Source organism: Muricoccus nepalensis (assembly GCF_006438825.1).
In the GTDB taxonomy this organism is placed as follows: Bacteria; Pseudomonadota; Alphaproteobacteria; order Acetobacterales; family Acetobacteraceae; genus Roseomonas; species Roseomonas nepalensis.
Genome location: NZ_RCZP01000009.1, coordinates 136,480 through 151,207, shown reverse-complemented (window position 1 = coordinate 151,207; position 14,728 = coordinate 136,480). Strand labels below are relative to the sequence as shown.

The window sequence follows — 14,728 nt, the reverse complement described above, 5'->3', positions numbered from 1 at the left end:
CCCCTGATCCGGGCCCCTCTGGCGAGAGCAGCCGGCTGCATCGCGATGTCGGATCACTCTTCGGCTGAACAGCCGGCAAAGGAGTGACCCGCGTGGAATCCGCCCTTCTCTTCGCCGACTGGCTCGGCACCCCCGCCTGGATGTGGCTCGCCTTCCTCGGACTGGTGGCCGGGCTCCTCGCCTTCGACCTCGGCGTCCTGCACCGCGACAGCCGCGAGATCGGCGTGCGGGAGAGCCTGATGCTCTCCGCCCTCTACATCGCGCTCGGCCTCGGCTTCGGCGGCTGGGTCTGGTGGGCGCTGGGATCCGAGCCCGGGCTGAACTACCTGACGGGCTTCGTGGTCGAGAAGACGCTCGCGATGGACAACGTCTTCGTCATCGCGATGATCTTCTCCTTCTTCGCGGTGCCGCGCGCCCACCAGCACCGGGTGCTGTTCTGGGGCATTCTCGGCGTCATCGCGCTGCGCGCGGTCATGATCGGGCTCGGCGCGGCGCTGGTCACGAACTTCTCCTGGGTGCTCTACGTCTTCGCGGCCTTCCTGGTGGCGACGGGCGTGAAGATGCTGCTCTTCGCGGAGACGGAGCGGCCGGTGGGCGAGAACCCGCTCGTGCGCCTGATGAAGCGCCGCCTGAACGTGACCGAGGAGCACCACGGCGAGCGCTTCTTCGTGCGCCGGCCGCACCCCGTGACCGGGCGGCCCGCGCTGTTTGCCACGCCGCTCTTCATGGCGCTGGTGATGATCGAGGTGGCGGACGTGATCTTCGCGGTCGATTCCGTGCCGGCGATCTTCGCCATCACGACCGACCCCTTCATCGTCTACACCTCCAACATCTTCGCCATCCTCGGGCTGCGCGCGCTCTACTTCGCGCTGGCCGCGATGATCCACCGCTTCGCCTACCTGAAGGTCGCGCTGTCGGTCGTGCTGATCTTCATCGGATCGAAGATCTTCGTCGCGGACCTGCTGGGCATCGGGAAGATCCCGCCGGCGGTCTCGCTGGGGGTCACCTTCGGCATCCTCGCCGCGGGCGTCGCCTACAGCCTGTGGCGGACGCGGCCGGGCGCGGCGCCGGGGGAGGCCGCGCGCTAGGCCGGCGCGCCCTCGGCGGCTCCCCGCGGAAAAATGGGCGGGGGACTACGCCGGGGGGGCCGCCGGGGCCATGTTGGGGGGAGAGCGGCAGGAGGTTGGCATGCAGGACGGTGGACAGGGCTCCTCGGGTCCCGGCGGGTCGGGGAGCGGTTTCGGGGGCGGGTTCGGCGGCGGCGGCCTCGGGGGCGGTCCCGGCGGGCGGGGCAAGTTCTTCGACGACCTCGCGGGCATGGCCGGCGGCGCCTTTTCCGTGCTCTCGGGCCTGCGCGCCGAGATCGAGAGCGCGGTGCAGGCCCAGGTCGAGGCGCTGACCGCGCGGCTGAACCTCGTCAAGCGCGAGGAGCTGGACGCGGCGCTGGAGGTGGCCCGGCGGGCGCGTGAGCAGGCCGAGGAGCTGGCCGTGCGGGTGGCGGCGCTGGAGGCCCGGATGAACACCGCCCCCGCGGACGCGACGCCCTTCGAGACGGGCGCGGGCACCGATCCGACGGAGGCCGGCGGGGGGATCTGAGATCCCCCTTGAAGCCTTCGGGGTTGTCGCGGCGTTCGGCATCGCAGTATCAACCTGTTGGGGCTGGCCCGACCGATTCGCTACCAGACTCGGAGGGTCTGTCCGTCTCGGATAGGAGGTGACGCCATGTCAGCCACCCTCGCTGCCACCCGGGACAGGGCCGCCAACCCGCTCGACGTCGTCGAGCAGATCGTGGCCGCCAACGAATGGGCCTTCGATCGCCGCTCCGACGGCGAGATGGCCGCGGAAGCCCCGGGCAAGTGGTGCGACTACGGCCTTCACTTCGCCTGGTCCACCGAGATCAGCGCCATGCACTTCACCTGCGCCTTCGACATGAAGGTGCCCCCCCACGCCCGCGGGCGCCTGCACGAGCTGCTGGCGCTGGCGAACGAGAAGCTCTGGATCGGGCATTTCGGGCTCGAGGGCGAGGAGGGCGTGCCGGTCTTCCGCCACGCGGTGCTTCTCCGCGGCGCCCGGGCGGCGAGCGTCGAGAGCCTCGAGGACATGGTGGACATCGCGCTTACCGAGTGCGAGCGCTTCTTCCCCGCCTTCCAGTTCGTGCTCTGGGGCGGCAAGCCGCCGGCCGAGGCGCTGGCGGCGGCCATGCTGGACTGCGTCGGCGAAGCCTGAAACCCTCGGGCGGGCCCGCCTCCTGGCGGGCACTCCCTGAGGAATTGCCCGATGTCGTCTGATCTCCTGCCGCCCGTCCTGCTCGTCGGCTGCGGCAAGATGGGGGGCGCGCTGCTCCACGGCTGGCTGGAGCGCGGCCTGTCCCACGCGGTGGTGGTCGAGCCGCACAAGCTCTCGACCGAGGCCTTTGCCCACCGGGTCGAGGTGGTGCCGGACGCCGGGGCCATCCCCCACGCCTTCGTGCCCGAGGCCGTCGTCTTCGCCACCAAGCCGCAGCAGGCGGAGGCGGTGCTGCCCTCCTACAAGCCCTTCGCGCGCGGGGGGGCGCTGTTCCTCTCGATCATGGCGGGCAAGACGATCTCGGGCCTGGACGCGATGCTGGACGGCGCGGCGGTGGTGCGGGCCATGCCGAACACGCCGGCCGCTATCGGCCAGGGCTTCACCGTCGCCTGCGCCGGGCGGCGGGTGACCGCGGGGCAGAGGGCGCTGGCGGACCGGCTGCTGGCGGCCACGGGGGAGGTCGCCTGGGTGGAGGCGGAGAGCCTGATCGACCCGGTGACGGCGGTCTCGGGCGGGGGGCCGGCCTACGTGTTCCTGCTGACGGAGCTTCTCGAGCGGGCCGCGGCGGAGCAGGGCGTGCCGCCCGACCTCGCGCGGCGCATGGCGCGGGCGACCGTCATCGGCTCGGGCGCGCTGCTGGGGCGGAGCGCGGAGGACGCGGCGGTGCTGCGGCAGAACGTGACCTCCCCCAAGGGGACGACGGAGCGGGCGCTGGCGGTGCTGATGGCCGAGCGCGCCTGGCCTGCCCTGGTGCCGGAGGCGATCGACGCCGCGACGAAGCGCTCCCGCGAGCTGGCGGGCTAGGGGCCGCCGCGCGGCGGAAGCCGCGCGGGATCATCCCATGAGGTTGATAGCCCGGGGGAACGCGCCATCTTGGCCACGATGAGCACGCGCGACGCCCCCTCCCCGGCCCTTCTCGATGCCTTCTGGCGCGTGGTCGCGCGGGAGGGATGGCACGGCACCACCTTCGCCCGGATCGCGGCCGAGAGCGGGGAGACGCTGTCCGACCTCCGCGGCCGCTACCCGACGCCGGTGGACCTGCTGCGCGCCCACGCCCGGGTGGTGGACCAGGCGGTGCTGGAGGGCACGGTGCCCGGCCAGCACGGCTTCGGCAGCGCGCGGGACCGGATCTTCGACCTGCTGATGCGCCGCCTGGACGCGCTGGCGCCGCACCGGGAGGGGGTGCTGCGGATGCAGCGCGACCTCATGCGCGACCCGATCTCGGCCCTGCTGCTCTCGCCCATCCTCATGGCCTCCATGGCCTGGACGCTGGAGGGGGCGGGGATCTCCACCGCGGGCGTCGCGGGGGCGCTGCGGGTGCAGGGGCTGGCGGGCGTCTGGATCGCGACGGCCCGCGCCTGGGAGGGCGACGAGAGCGTCGACCTCGGCACGACCATGGCCGCCCTCGACCGCGCGCTGGACCGGGCGGAGAGCCTGGCCCGCACGCTGCGCCTGACGGACGAGGAGGCCGAGCCGCCCGCGGACGCCATGCCGATGGAGCGCTACGAGGAGCCGCCGATCGGCGACACCGGCATGATGGTGGCGGAGGCGGCCACGGGGTTGGACGCCGGCACGTCGCCGGATGCCGGCCTCCCGGACGCAGACCCGTTGGACGCGGACCTCTCGGACACGGGCGTGGCGGGGTCCGACCCCGCGGACGCGGGCCTGGCGGGCTCGGGCCTGTCGGATTCCACCCTCGCCGAGACCGACCTGGCGGAGCCCGGCCCGGCGGCGGATGGCCCGAAGGCCGCACCGGCAACCGAGGCGCCCGGCGAGGGCGCGCGCCCGGCGAAGGCGAACGGCAAGGGCGGGGCGGGCAAGTCGTCCCTCGCCTGAGGGCGGGCGCGCGGCCCTGCGGTTGCGCTTGCAGCCGCAGGGCATGACGCCCAGGATGATCAGAGGCTCACATTGGAGGAAAATCCATGTCCGATCGTCCCACCCTTCCCGCGGAGATGGACCCGATGCGCATGCTCGCCGAGATGAAGGTGCCGATGGTGGACGTGCAGGCCCTCGCCGCTGCCCAGCGCCGCAACCTCGAGGCGCTGTCCACGGCCAACCGCGTGGCGCTGGAGGGCGCGCAGGCGATCGCGCGGCGGCACATGGAGATCCTCCAGCAGTCCATGACCGAGATGACCGACGCCGTGCGGGGCGTCTCCTCCGCCGGCAACGATCCGTCCACGCGGGCGGCGCAGCAGGCCGAGATGGTGAAGGCCACCTACGAGCGCGCGGTCGGCAACATGAAGGAGCTGGCCGACCTCATCCAGAAGTCCAACGCCGAGGCGCTGACGGTGCTGAACCGCCGCTTCTCGGAGGCGATGGATGAGGTGCGTGGCATGGTGACGAAGAAGGGGGCCTGAGCGGGCCTCAGCCCGGCTCCTCCGGGGCCGGCTTCCCGGTTGCCGGCCCGTCCAGGCGGGCGCCGTCGAGCAGGACGTTGCGCTCCCGCTCCGCCGCCGCGTCCCGCGCGCGCTCGGCCTTCGTGCGGCCGTGGGCGGCGCGGTTGGCGGCGGCCTTCTCCCCGGCGGCGGCTCGGTCGCGGGCCTTCCGGGCGCGGTTCAGGTTGACGATCTCGGCCATGCGGCCAGGATAGCCCTCCCCCAGGACCGGAGCCATCCCATGCGCATCGAGTTGACCGCGGCCGATGGCCATCGCCTCTCCGCCTGGCGGGCCGGGCCGTCCGACGCGAAGCGGGCGCTGGTGGTGATCCAGGAGATCTTCGGGGTCAACGCGCATATGCGGCGGCTGTCGGACCACCTGGGCAGCCTCGGCTGGGCGGTGGTGACGCCGGCGCTGTTCGACCGGGCCGAGCGGGACGTGGAGCTTGGCTACGAGGCGCCGGACCGGGAGCGGGGCATGGCGCTGCGCAAGCGGGTGAGCGACGAGGCCGTGATGCTCGACGTGGAGGCCGCCGCCGCGGCCCTGCCGCCGGAGGCGTCGCGGGGGATCATCGGCTACTGCTGGGGCGGGACCATCGCCTGGTGGGGGGCGACGCGCTCCTCGAGCTTTGGCGCGGCCGTCGGCTACTACGGCGGCGGCATCGCCGGCACGCGGGGCGAGGCGCCGCGCTGCCCGGTGCAGCTGCATTTCGGCGAGAAGGACGGCGGCATCCCGCTTTCCGACGTCGAGTTGGTGCGGCAGGCGCAGCCGGGGGTGGAGGTGCATGTCTACCCCGGCGCCGGGCACGGCTTCGCCTGCGAGGACCGTTCGAGCTATGATCCCGCGGCCACCGCGCTGGCCGAGGAGAGGGCGCTCGCCTTCCTCGCCGCGCATCTCCGCTAAAGGGAACGCATGCTCCGGTCGGTCCTCGCCGTCGTCGTCTTTCTTGCCCTGCTCTCGGCGATCCCTTGGTTCTGGCCGGACGGCTTCTCGGAGCCGCCCTTGCTCATGATTGCCCTGCTCGGGGTCGCCGCCCTGGTGGCGCTGCTGGCCGGCGGCGGGCGGCGGCGCAAGGGATGGGGCACGGCCGCCGGCGGCTGAGGCCGGTCAGGCCGCCAGCACGCGGCCGGCGACGGCATCGAGCTTCGCCATGAGGGCGGGGTCGCGCTTCTCGGGCGGGGTGACGAGGGCGGCGTCGAGCGCGCGGTCGCAGCCGGCGGGGCAAGGGCCGCGGGGCTTGCCGAGCATCGGCACCACGGCGCGGACAAGGCTCTTCGCACGGTCGGCGTTCTCGAGCAGCACCTTCACCACGGCGTCCACGGTGACGTGGTCGTGGCCGGGGTGCCAGCAGTCGAAATCGGTCACCATGGCGACGGTCGCGTAGCAGAGCTCCGCCTCCCGGGCGAGCTTCGCCTCGGGCATGTTGGTCATGCCGATCACGTCGCAGCCCCAGGCGCGGTAGAGCTCGCTCTCGGCGCGGGTGGAGAACTGCGGGCCCTCCATCACGAGGTAGGTGCCGCCGCGCTTGTGGTTGAGCGACAGGCCGCGCGCCGCCTCCTCCAGCGCGTCGCCGAGGCGCGGGCAGAGGGGGTGGGCCATGGAGACGTGCGCCACGCAGCCCGTCTCGAAGAAGGACTTCTTGCGGGCGAAGGTGCGGTCGATGAACTGGTCGGCGATGACGAAGGTGCCGGGCGGCAGGTCGGCGTTGAGGCTGCCGACGGCCGAGAGGGAGAGGATCTCGGTGCAGCCCGCGCGCTTCATGGCGTCGATGTTGGCGCGGTAGTTCAGCTCGCTCGGCGGCACACGGTGGCCGCGGCCGTGGCGGGGGAGGAAGACGCAGGAGACGCCGTCCAGCGTCCCGAAGAGGAGCTCGTCGGAGGGCTCGCCCCAGGGGCTCTCCACCCGCTGCCAGCGGCGGTCCTCCAGCCCCTCGATGTCGTAGAGGCCGGAGCCGCCGATAAGGCCGATGACGGGGGTGATCGTGTCGGGCATGACGCGCTCCGCGTGACGAGGTGGCGTGGGGGCGCCCGCTCTAGCCGAGGCGCCGCCGCGGGAACAGGGCGGGCGCCCTGAACGAGAAAGGGCCCCGCCCCGGTCTCGCCGGTGCGGGGCCCCCTTCAGGCTTGCGGCCGGTGGCCGGGCCGGATCAGTGCAGGTCGGCCCAGATCTTGCGCTTCACGGCGTAGGCGAGGCCGCCGAGGATGGTCAGGAAGATCACCATCCGCACGCCCATGGCGCGGCGCTGCTCGAGCTCGGGCTCGGCCGCCCAGGAGAGGAAGGTGACGACGTCGGTCGCCATCTGGTCGATGGTCCCCTTCGTGCCGTCGACGTACTCGACCTGCCCCTCGGTGTTCAGCGGCGCGGCCATCGCGATCTGATGGCCTGGGAAGTACTTGTTGTAGTTCATGCCCTCGGCGACGGTCACGCCGGGCGGTGGGTCCTCGTAGCCAGTCAGCAGAGCGTGGATGTAGTCGGCCCCACCCTCGCGCGCCTTGACCATCACGGACAGGTCGGGCGGGAGCGCGCCGTTGTTGGCGGCGCGCGCGGCGGCGTCGTTCGCGAAGGGGCGGCGGAAGCGGTCCGAAGCGCGGGCGGGGCGCTCGAACATCTCGCCGTTGTCGTTCGGGCCGTCCTGCACCTGGAACTGGGAGGCGATGGCCGCGATCTGCGCCGCGCTCAGGCCGATGCCGGCGAGGTGGCGGTAGGAGAGCTGGCGCATCGAGTGGCAGTTCGAGCAGACCTCCTTGTAGACCTGGAAGCCCCGCTGGGCGGAGGCGCGGTCGAAGGTGCCGAAGGGTCCCTCGAAGGAGAACTTGGTGTCCGGCAGGTGGATCACCTCGTGCTCCTGCGCGGAGGCGACGGCGGGCGCGAGGAGGAGGGCGGCCGCAACGGTGGCCGCCTTAACGCTGGTCAACAGGGGGCGCATCACGCCTTCTCCATCGGCTTGGCCGTTGCGCCGGCCGGCAGTGGGCCGCCGCCGCGATGCTTCAGCACGGCGCGGCTGATGCTCTCGGGCAGGGTCAGGGGTCGCTCGAACTTCGCCAGCAGGGGCAGGATCACCAGGAAGTAGGCGAAGTAGTAGGTCGTCGCGATCTGCGCGATCAGGATGTAGGGCTGCTCGGCCGGCTTGCCGCCCGCCCACATCAGCACGAAGAAGTTCGCGGTGAAGAGGAGGAAGGCGATCTTCCCGATCGGGCGGAAGCGCATGGAGCGCACCGGCGAGGAGTCCAGCCAGGGGAGGAAGAACAGCACCACCAGCGCGCCGCCCATCATCGCGACGCCGCCGAGCTTGTTCGGGACCGCGCGGAGGATCGCGTAGAAGGGCAGGAAGTACCACTCCGGCACGATGTGCGCGGGCGTCACCAGCGGGTTCGCCGGGATGTAGTTGTCGGGGTGGCCGAGCATGTTCGGCGCGAAGAAGACCAGCAGCGCGAAGACGAGCAGGTAGACGACGATGCCGATGCTGTCCTTCGACGTGTAGTAGGGGTGGAAGGGGATCGTGTCCTGCGGGCCCTTCGGCTCGATGCCGAGCGGGTTGTTCGAGCCCGTGATGTGCAGCGCGGTGATGTGGAGGAAGACCACGCCCGTGATCACGAAGGGCAGGAGGAAGTGGAGCGAGAAGAAGCGGTTGAGCGTGGGGTTGTCGACCGAGAAGCCGCCCCAGAGCCAGGTCACGATGCTGTTGCCGACCACGGGGATGGCCGAGAACAGGTTGGTGATGACGGTCGCGCCCCAGAAGGACATCTGGCCCCAGGGGAGCACGTAGCCCATGAAGGCGGTGGCCATCATCAGGATGAAGATGACGACGCCGATCATGAAGAGCAGCTCGCGCGGGGTCTTGTAGGAACCGTAGAAGAGGTTCCGCCAGATGTGGATGTAGACCACGATGAAGAACATCGAGGCGCCGTTGGCGTGGATGTAGCGCAGCAGCCAGCCATAGTTCACGTCGCGCATGATGCGCTCGACGGAGTCGAAGGCGAGCCCCGTGTTGGCGGCGTACTGCATGGACAGGACCACGCCGGTCGCGATCATGATCGCGAGGCTGATCATGGCGAGCGCGCCGAAGTTCCAGAAGTAGTTAAAGTTACGCGGCGTCGGGAAGGTGCCGTACTCCCGTTGCACCATGGAGATGACGGGAAGCCGCTGGTCGACCCAGCGGAGGACGGGGTTCTTGACGTCGGACTCGTGAAGGCCCTCGGGCATTTTCGTGGTTCCTCAGCCGATCCGGATCTTGGTGTCGGAGGTGAAGGCGTAATCAGGGAGCGCGAGGTTCGCCGGCGCGGGGCCGTGGCGGACGCGCCCGGAGGTGTCGTACTGGCTGCCGTGGCAGGGGCAGAACCAACCGCCGTACTCGCCGCGGTTGTCGGTCGGCTTCTGGCCCAGCGGCACGCAGCCCAGATGGGTGCAGATGCCGATGACCACCAGCCACTGGTCCTTGCCCGGCTTCACGCGGGACTGGTCCGTCGCGGGGTCGATCAGGCGGTTCTGCGGGACGGCGCGGGCCTCCTCGATCTCCTTGGCCGTGCGGTGGCGCACGAAGACCGGCTTGCCGCGCCACATGGCCGTGATGGCCTGGCCCTCGGCGATGGGGGCGAGCTCCACCTCGGTGCTGGCGAGCGCCAGCACGTCTGCGCTGGGGTTCATCGAGGTGATGAAGGGCCAGGCGACCACGCCGACTCCGACCGCCGCGAAGGAGCCGGCGGCAAGTTTCAGGAAGTCCCGGCGGGGCGGGCCTTCCTCGTGGTGGGTGCCGACCGGGTCGGCCTGACGCGGGCCCGCTTCGGAGGGGCTCGTCTTGGGCGGGGAAGCCAGCACATCGGCCATTCGATCGCTCGTCCTGTTCTCCGTCCCCTCCCGCGCGCCGCACCGGGTCGCCTGGGGGTCGGTTGCACTGTCTCTGGCGCTTCCGGGGCCCGGACGCGGGGTCCGGGCCGGATGGCCGCGCGAGGCGGGGCGCGCGCGCGGGTGCGCGGTGCCAAGCCGGTTCTCTGGCCATATAAAGGTTGGGAACGCAGAGTGGCAACGGCGCGACCCGCACCGCAACACGACGATGAAGCAGATGACACGCAGCACAGACCCCATCGCGCCCGAACAGGCCACCCCGCAGGCTCCGGGGAGGGCGCCCGGACACGCCGCCGACGCCGGCTTCAACCCCATGGCCGGGCCCGCCCGGGCCTGGTTCGAGGGGCTGCGGGACCGGCTCTGCGCCGCCTTCGAGGCGATCGAGGACGAGGGGGGCACGGGGCCGCACGGCGGGATGGCGCCGGGCCGCTTCGTCCGCACCCCCTGGGAGCGGCCGGAGGGTGGGGGCGGTGTCATGTCCGTCATGAAGGGGCGCGTCTTCGAGAAGGTGGGGGTGAACGTCTCCACGGTCTGGGGCGAATTCAGCCCGGAGTTCCGGCGCCAGATACCGGGCGCGGAGGAGGATCCGCGCTTCCTCGCCACGGGGGTCTCGCTGGTGGCGCACATGCGCTCCCCCCGCGTGCCCGCGGCGCACATGAACACGCGCTTCATCACGACGCGGCGGAGCTGGTTCGGGGGCGGGGGCGACCTGACGCCGATGTTCCCCCATTCCCCGGAGGCGCAGGAGGACGCGGCCGGCTTCCACGCCGCCTACCGAGCGGCCTGCGAGCGGCACGACCCCGGCTACTACCCGCGCTTCAAGGCCTGGTGCGACGAGTACTTCTTCCTGCCGCACCGGGGGGAGCCGCGGGGGCTGGGCGGCATCTTCTACGACTGGCTGGGCCGGGACGAGCCCGACGGCGTGCGGCTGGAGGACCACTTCGCCTTCACCCGGGACGTGGGAGGGGCCTTCCTCGAGTCCTACCCGGCGATCGTGCGCCGGCGCATGGGCGAGCCCTGGACGGAGGCGGAGCGCGAGGCGCAGCTCATCCGCCGCGGGCGCTACGTGGAGTTCAACCTTCTCCACGACCGCGGCACCCTCTTCGGGCTGAAGACCGGCGGCAACGTGGAGGCGATCCTCATGTCGATGCCGCCCGAGGTGCGCTGGCCCTGAGGGACGGCCGCGGGGCCGGGGCGGCGGACCGCCCCGGCCGGTGACGTCAGCGGCCGGTCCGGTCGCCCTTGAGCGTCTCGTCGTGCGTGTGGTGGCTGTCGCGCTCGCCGCCGCCGCCGGAGACGCCGCTCTTGCCGCTGTTGGTGGGCGCGCCCGGCTCGGTGTGGCCCTTCTCCCGGTGGGCGTGCCCGTGGCTGCTGCCCTGGTGGCTGCTGCCGGGCCCGCCGGCCGAGCGGTCGGTGGATTCCTCGTTTCCCTTCGGCATGATCAACGGTCCTGCTGGTAGCCCTGGTGGTGGGTGTTGATCCCGGTGCTGCCCTGCTGGCCCTGCTGGCCGGGATCGAACTTGCCGCGGTTGTCGGCGGTGTTGCGGGCGTCCTTGGGGTTCACCTCGCCCTCGCCGGGGGTGTTGCCGCCGTGCGGTGCCTGGTTGGCGGGCGGAACTGGCGGCAGATGGGCTTTCGACATGGCGGGCCTCCTCGTTCTTCGGTGGGGAATGCTAACGCGGGGCCGGAGGGGGATGTTTCCCCCGAGATTGCCGCGGCCCCCCTGCCCGCCCTATCTCCGCGCCATGCCGCAGGACCTGACGACACCGGCCGGCCGCCGGGCCGCGCTGGTGAACAGCCTTTTCATCGATCACGCGATCCTCCGGCAGGGCTGGCGGAACTGGGGCGTGGTCGCGCCGGGGCGGCTCTACCGCTCGAACCACCCCTCCCCCTGGCAGCTGCGCGACGCGGCGCGGCGGCTGGGGCTGCGGACGGTGATCAACCTGCGGGGGGAGCGGGTGGACTGCGGCTCGGACGCCCTCTCGCGGGCCGAGGCAGCGCGGCTGGGCCTTGCCCATGTGGACGCCCCCTTCGAGAGCCGCGGCGCCCCGCACCGGGACCGGCTGCTGCGCTTGGCTGGGATCTTCGAGGGGATGGCGGAGCCGGCGCTCATCCACTGCAAGTCGGGCGCGGACCGGACGGGGCTGGCGGCGGGGGTCTTCCTGATCCTCCAGGGCGGGACGAGCGCGGCGGCGCTGGCGCAGCTCCACTGGCGGCACGGGCATGTCAGCGCGTCCCGCACGGGCATCCTGGACGCCTTCTTCCGCCTCTACGCGCGGGAGGCGGAGGGGCGGGCGCCCTTCCTCGACTGGGTCAGGGACGGCTACGACGAGGCGGGGCTGCGCGCGGCCTTCCGCAGCAAGGCCTGGGCGGACCGGGTGGTGGACGGGGTGCTGCGGCGGGAGTGAGGGGCGGCGCCTCCCGAGGGCCGCCCGCCCCTCAGAGATCCACCAGGATCGCGATCCCCGGCCCCTCGATGGCCGCCGCGCCCGGGTGCAGCATCGTGTCGCCGGCCTCGAGGCGTTCCCCGCCGGCCATCAAGCTGCCCGCGGCGCAGAAGACGGCGGCGCACCGGGGGGTGGCGTGCACCGCGTGGCCCGCGGCGAGGCTGCGGACGGCCACGCGGGCCTCGTGGCCGCGGCGGGCCATGACGTTGAAGGCGCGGGCGGGGCCGCCGCCCATGCGGCAGAAGGTCGGGACGTCGCCGGGGAAGCCCGCGGGCACCCAGGGAAGGCAGGCCAGCGGCGGGCGGCCTTCGAGCTCCAGGGTGACGCCCGCGCCGCCGAGGAGGGTGAAGATCCGGTCGGTGTCGGGGAAGCGGGAGAAGGCGGCGTCGCCGGCCAGGTCGGCGACGGTGATCAGCCAGCCCTCCCCCGCCGCGATGTCGCGGGTGATGCCGAGGCCGTTGGGCCAGGGGCGGGGCTCTAGGTCGGCGGCGCGGATGACGGTCGGCATGGCGTCCTCTCAGGCGGGGGCGAAGGCCTGGGCGCGGACCAGGCCGGCGTAGAGGCCGCCCGCGTCCAGCAGCGCGGCGTGGGTGCCGGATTCGGCGACGCGGCCGGCCTCCATCACCACGATCAGGTCGGCGTCGCGTACGGTGGAGAGGCGGTGGGCGACGACGAGGGTGGTGCGGCCGGCGCGGAGCGTGGCCAGCGCCGCCTGGACGGCGGCCTCGCTGGTCGTGTCAAGGGCGCTGGTCGCCTCGTCCAGCAGCAGCACGCGGGGGTTCCGCAGCAGGGCGCGGGCGAGGGAGATGCGCTGGCGCTGGCCGCCCGAGAGGCGGGCGCCGCCGGGGCCGAGGACGGTGCCGTAGCCCTGGGGGAGGTCGAGGATGAAGTCGTGCGCGGCGGCGGCGCGGGCGGCGGCCACCACCTCGGCCTCGGTGGCGCCGGGGCGGCCGCAGGCGATATTGGCGTGCGCCGTGTCGTCGAAGACTGTCGCGTCCTGGCCGACATAGGCAATGGCGTCGCGCAGGCTCTCGAGCGAGACCTCGCGGAGGTCGGCGCCGTCGATCGTCACCCGGCCCCGGCCAGGGTCGTAGAGCCGGGGGACGAGGGCCAGCGCCGTGGACTTGCCGGCGCCCGACGGGCCGACGAGGGCGACCGTGCGGCCGGGCTCGGCGGCGAAGGTGACGCCGTGCAGCGCGCCGCGGTCGGCCTCGTAGGCGAAGTGGACCCCCTCGAAGGCGATGCGGCCGCGGCCGGGGGGCAGGGGCGGGGCGCCGGGGGGGCTGGTGATGCGGCGCGGCGCGTCGATCACCGCGTTCACGCGGGAGAGGCCGGCCAGCCCCTCCTGGAGGGCGGCGTTGAGGCTGCCAAGCGCGCGCACGGGGCGGGCCGCGATGAGGAGGGCGGCGACGAAGCCCGTGAACTCGCCCACCGTCCCCTCCCCCTGCGCCACGCGCCAGCCGACGACCGCGAGGATGGCCGCGACGGCGACGCCGCCGATGGCCTCCAGCATGGGGTCGAGGCTCGCGCGGGTGCGGGCGATGGAGAGAAGGCTGGCGCGGAGGTTGGCGAAGAGGCGGGCGGCGCGCGTCTCCTCGGCCTCCTCCAGCCGGTAGGTGCGGACGACGCGGGCGGCGGCGAAGCTCTCGGTGAGGCTCGCCGCGGCCTCGCCCACCTTCTCCTGCATGCCGCCCGAGGCGCGGCGGATGCGCTTGCCGAGGCGCAGGATGGGCACGACCGCGAGCGGGTAGAGCGCCGCCGCGATGAGCGACATCTTCCAGTCGAGCCAGACCATGGAGGCGACGAGGCCGACCACCGTCAGCACGTCGGCGATGGCGTTGATGGCCTTCGTCAGCGCCTCCCGGATGGCTGCGGCGTCGGCGGTGAAGCGGGCGGCGTGGCGGGCGGGGGCGTCGTGGGCGACCATGGCGAGGTCGGCCCGTGTGAGGGCGCGGAAGAGGCGGTTCTGCAGCCCCTCGATCACGCGCAGCACGGTGGACTGGATGGAGACGGCCTGGCCGTACTGCGCCAGCGCCTTGGCGGCGGTGAGCAGCACGATGGCGGGGGGGATGGCCCAGACGATCTGGAGGCCGCCGTCGGCGCCGGGCTTGGCGAAGAGGTCGAAGGCCTGCTGGATCATCACGGGGTAGAGGGCCGTGAGCCCCGCGACGAGGGCGGTGCAGAGGAGGGCGAGGGCGATCCGGCGCGGGTGGCGGCGCAGCTCCTCGCGCCAGAGGCGGCCGAGAAGCGCGCGCGCCGCCTCGGGGTCGAGGCGGCGCTTGCCGGGTTGGTTGGTCCGGGGATTGGCCATGGCGGGCGGTTACAGCACCCGCCGCGCCAGGGCCAGGAGGCTCCGCGTCAGAGGCGGTCGGTCGCGTCCGGGTCGCGGGCGGCGTCCACGCTCCAGGGGCCGGGGCCGGCGAAGAAGATGTAGAAGAAGACGAAGCAGTAGAGGATCGCCGCGTCGCCGCCGTTCAGCGTGGGCCAGAGGTTCCGCGGGAAGTGGAACTGCCAGTAGGCCACCGCCATCTCGCCGGCGAGGAGGAAGGCGACGGGGCGCGTGAAGACGCCGAGGAGCAGGAGGAGGCCGCCGACGAGCTCGATCACGGCGCCAATGCCGTACTGGGAGAGCAGCGGCGGCAGGTTGCCGCCCGCCGGCGGGCCGGGGAAGGCGAAGAGCTTCTGCGAGCCGTGCAGCAGGAAGATGAAGGCCGCGACGATCCGCAGGATCGAGAGGACGCGCGGGGCCCAGAGGGCGAGGTTCGCGTTCATGCCGT

At 72.7% G+C, this 14,728-nt stretch carries 20 protein-coding genes; 10 read left to right on the top strand and 10 right to left on the bottom strand.

The window, feature by feature from the left end:
- Window positions 1-92: 92 nt before the first annotated feature.
- The 6 genes from EAH89_RS12185 to EAH89_RS12160 all read left to right on the top strand — a co-directional run bounded on the left by EAH89_RS12185 (window position 93) and on the right by EAH89_RS12160 (window position 4,643).
- On the top strand, window positions 93-1,088 hold the full coding sequence (locus EAH89_RS12185) for a TerC family protein (protein WP_140883330.1): 996 nt from the start codon (window positions 93-95) through the stop codon (window positions 1,086-1,088).
- Between the two features lie 100 nt (window positions 1,089-1,188).
- Window positions 1,189-1,596, top strand: coding sequence for an accessory factor UbiK family protein (locus EAH89_RS12180; protein WP_140883328.1), 408 nt, complete (start codon window positions 1,189-1,191; stop codon window positions 1,594-1,596).
- 126 nt (window positions 1,597-1,722) lie between these two features.
- Window positions 1,723-2,226 (top strand): type III secretion system chaperone family protein, encoded by a 504-nt coding sequence (locus EAH89_RS12175; protein WP_140883326.1) that lies wholly within the window; start codon window positions 1,723-1,725, stop codon window positions 2,224-2,226.
- Between the two features lie 51 nt (window positions 2,227-2,277).
- Complete coding sequence (gene proC / locus EAH89_RS12170; RefSeq protein WP_140883324.1) at window positions 2,278-3,090, top strand: pyrroline-5-carboxylate reductase; 813 nt, start codon at window positions 2,278-2,280, stop codon at window positions 3,088-3,090.
- 69 nt (window positions 3,091-3,159) lie between these two features.
- Window positions 3,160-4,122, top strand: coding sequence for a hypothetical protein (locus tag EAH89_RS31960; protein WP_194152325.1), 963 nt, complete (start codon window positions 3,160-3,162; stop codon window positions 4,120-4,122).
- A gap of 86 nt (window positions 4,123-4,208) precedes the next feature.
- Window positions 4,209-4,643, top strand: a complete 435-nt coding sequence (locus EAH89_RS12160) for a phasin family protein (protein WP_140883322.1) — start codon at window positions 4,209-4,211, stop codon at window positions 4,641-4,643.
- A gap of 7 nt (window positions 4,644-4,650) precedes the next feature.
- Here the strand turns inward: EAH89_RS12160 and EAH89_RS12155 are convergent, their stop codons facing one another.
- Window positions 4,651-4,899 (bottom strand): DUF4169 family protein, encoded by a 249-nt coding sequence (locus EAH89_RS12155; protein WP_338325530.1) that lies wholly within the window; start codon window positions 4,897-4,899, stop codon window positions 4,651-4,653.
- A gap of 3 nt (window positions 4,900-4,902) precedes the next feature.
- Here EAH89_RS12155 and EAH89_RS12150 point away from each other — a divergent pair, with 3 nt between their 5' ends.
- Both EAH89_RS12150 and EAH89_RS12145 read left to right on the top strand, forming a co-directional pair.
- Window positions 4,903-5,565: a dienelactone hydrolase family protein gene (locus tag EAH89_RS12150; protein WP_140883320.1), complete on the top strand. Its 663-nt coding sequence runs from the start codon at window positions 4,903-4,905 to the stop codon at window positions 5,563-5,565.
- A 9-nt stretch (window positions 5,566-5,574) separates the two neighbouring features.
- Window positions 5,575-5,763 (top strand): hypothetical protein, encoded by a 189-nt coding sequence (locus EAH89_RS12145; RefSeq protein WP_140883318.1) that lies wholly within the window; start codon window positions 5,575-5,577, stop codon window positions 5,761-5,763.
- Between the two features lie 6 nt (window positions 5,764-5,769).
- On the opposite strand, the gene EAH89_RS12140 is transcribed toward EAH89_RS12145, so the two are convergent.
- From EAH89_RS12140 to petA, 4 genes are all read right to left on the bottom strand, one after another.
- Window positions 5,770-6,654 carry an S-methyl-5'-thioadenosine phosphorylase gene (locus tag EAH89_RS12140; RefSeq protein ID WP_140883315.1) on the bottom strand — a complete coding sequence of 295 codons (885 nt, stop codon included), beginning with the start codon at window positions 6,652-6,654 and terminating at the stop codon, window positions 5,770-5,772.
- Window positions 6,655-6,808: 154 nt separating this feature from the next.
- Window positions 6,809-7,588, bottom strand: a complete 780-nt coding sequence (locus EAH89_RS12135) for a cytochrome c1 (RefSeq protein ID WP_140883313.1) — start codon at window positions 7,586-7,588, stop codon at window positions 6,809-6,811.
- Window positions 7,588-8,865 carry a cytochrome b gene (locus EAH89_RS12130; RefSeq protein ID WP_140883310.1) on the bottom strand — a complete coding sequence of 426 codons (1,278 nt, stop codon included), beginning with the start codon at window positions 8,863-8,865 and terminating at the stop codon, window positions 7,588-7,590. Before EAH89_RS12130 ends, EAH89_RS12135 begins: the two co-directional genes overlap by 1 nt.
- 12 nt (window positions 8,866-8,877) lie before the next feature.
- Entirely contained in the window at window positions 8,878-9,486 is a 609-nt protein-coding gene (petA, locus tag EAH89_RS12125; protein ID WP_140883308.1) for a ubiquinol-cytochrome c reductase iron-sulfur subunit, read from the bottom strand.
- A 331-nt stretch (window positions 9,487-9,817) separates the two neighbouring features.
- Here petA and hemF point away from each other — a divergent pair, with 331 nt between their 5' ends.
- Window positions 9,818-10,678 carry an oxygen-dependent coproporphyrinogen oxidase gene (gene hemF, locus EAH89_RS12120; protein ID WP_140883412.1) on the top strand — a complete coding sequence of 287 codons (861 nt, stop codon included), beginning with the start codon at window positions 9,818-9,820 and terminating at the stop codon, window positions 10,676-10,678.
- A 46-nt stretch (window positions 10,679-10,724) separates the two neighbouring features.
- Here hemF and EAH89_RS12115 read toward each other — a convergent pair whose 3' ends face one another.
- Window positions 10,725-10,943, bottom strand: a complete 219-nt coding sequence (locus tag EAH89_RS12115; protein ID WP_140883306.1) for a hypothetical protein — start codon at window positions 10,941-10,943, stop codon at window positions 10,725-10,727.
- A 2-nt stretch (window positions 10,944-10,945) separates the two neighbouring features.
- Window positions 10,946-11,146: a hypothetical protein gene (locus EAH89_RS12110; protein WP_140883303.1), complete on the bottom strand. Its 201-nt coding sequence runs from the start codon at window positions 11,144-11,146 to the stop codon at window positions 10,946-10,948.
- 103 nt (window positions 11,147-11,249) lie between these two features.
- Between EAH89_RS12110 and EAH89_RS12105 the strand changes: the two genes are divergently transcribed.
- Window positions 11,250-11,912, top strand: coding sequence for a tyrosine-protein phosphatase (locus EAH89_RS12105; protein ID WP_140883410.1), 663 nt, complete (start codon window positions 11,250-11,252; stop codon window positions 11,910-11,912).
- Window positions 11,913-11,943: 31 nt separating this feature from the next.
- On the opposite strand, the gene EAH89_RS12100 is transcribed toward EAH89_RS12105, so the two are convergent.
- The 3 genes from EAH89_RS12100 to EAH89_RS12090 are packed head-to-tail and all read right to left on the bottom strand — an operon-like array spanning window position 11,944 to window position 14,723.
- A complete protein-coding gene (locus EAH89_RS12100) occupies window positions 11,944-12,459 on the bottom strand; it encodes a HutD/Ves family protein (RefSeq protein WP_140883301.1) in 516 nt (171 codons plus the stop codon).
- Window positions 12,460-12,468: 9 nt separating this feature from the next.
- The gene (locus EAH89_RS12095) at window positions 12,469-14,262 is read right to left on the bottom strand and encodes an ABC transporter ATP-binding protein (protein WP_140883298.1); all 1,794 of its coding nucleotides are present in this window, start codon (window positions 14,260-14,262) and stop codon (window positions 12,469-12,471) included.
- A gap of 47 nt (window positions 14,263-14,309) precedes the next feature.
- Window positions 14,310-14,723: a DoxX family protein gene (locus EAH89_RS12090; RefSeq protein ID WP_140883296.1), complete on the bottom strand. Its 414-nt coding sequence runs from the start codon at window positions 14,721-14,723 to the stop codon at window positions 14,310-14,312.
- Window positions 14,724-14,728: the final 5 nt, after the last annotated feature.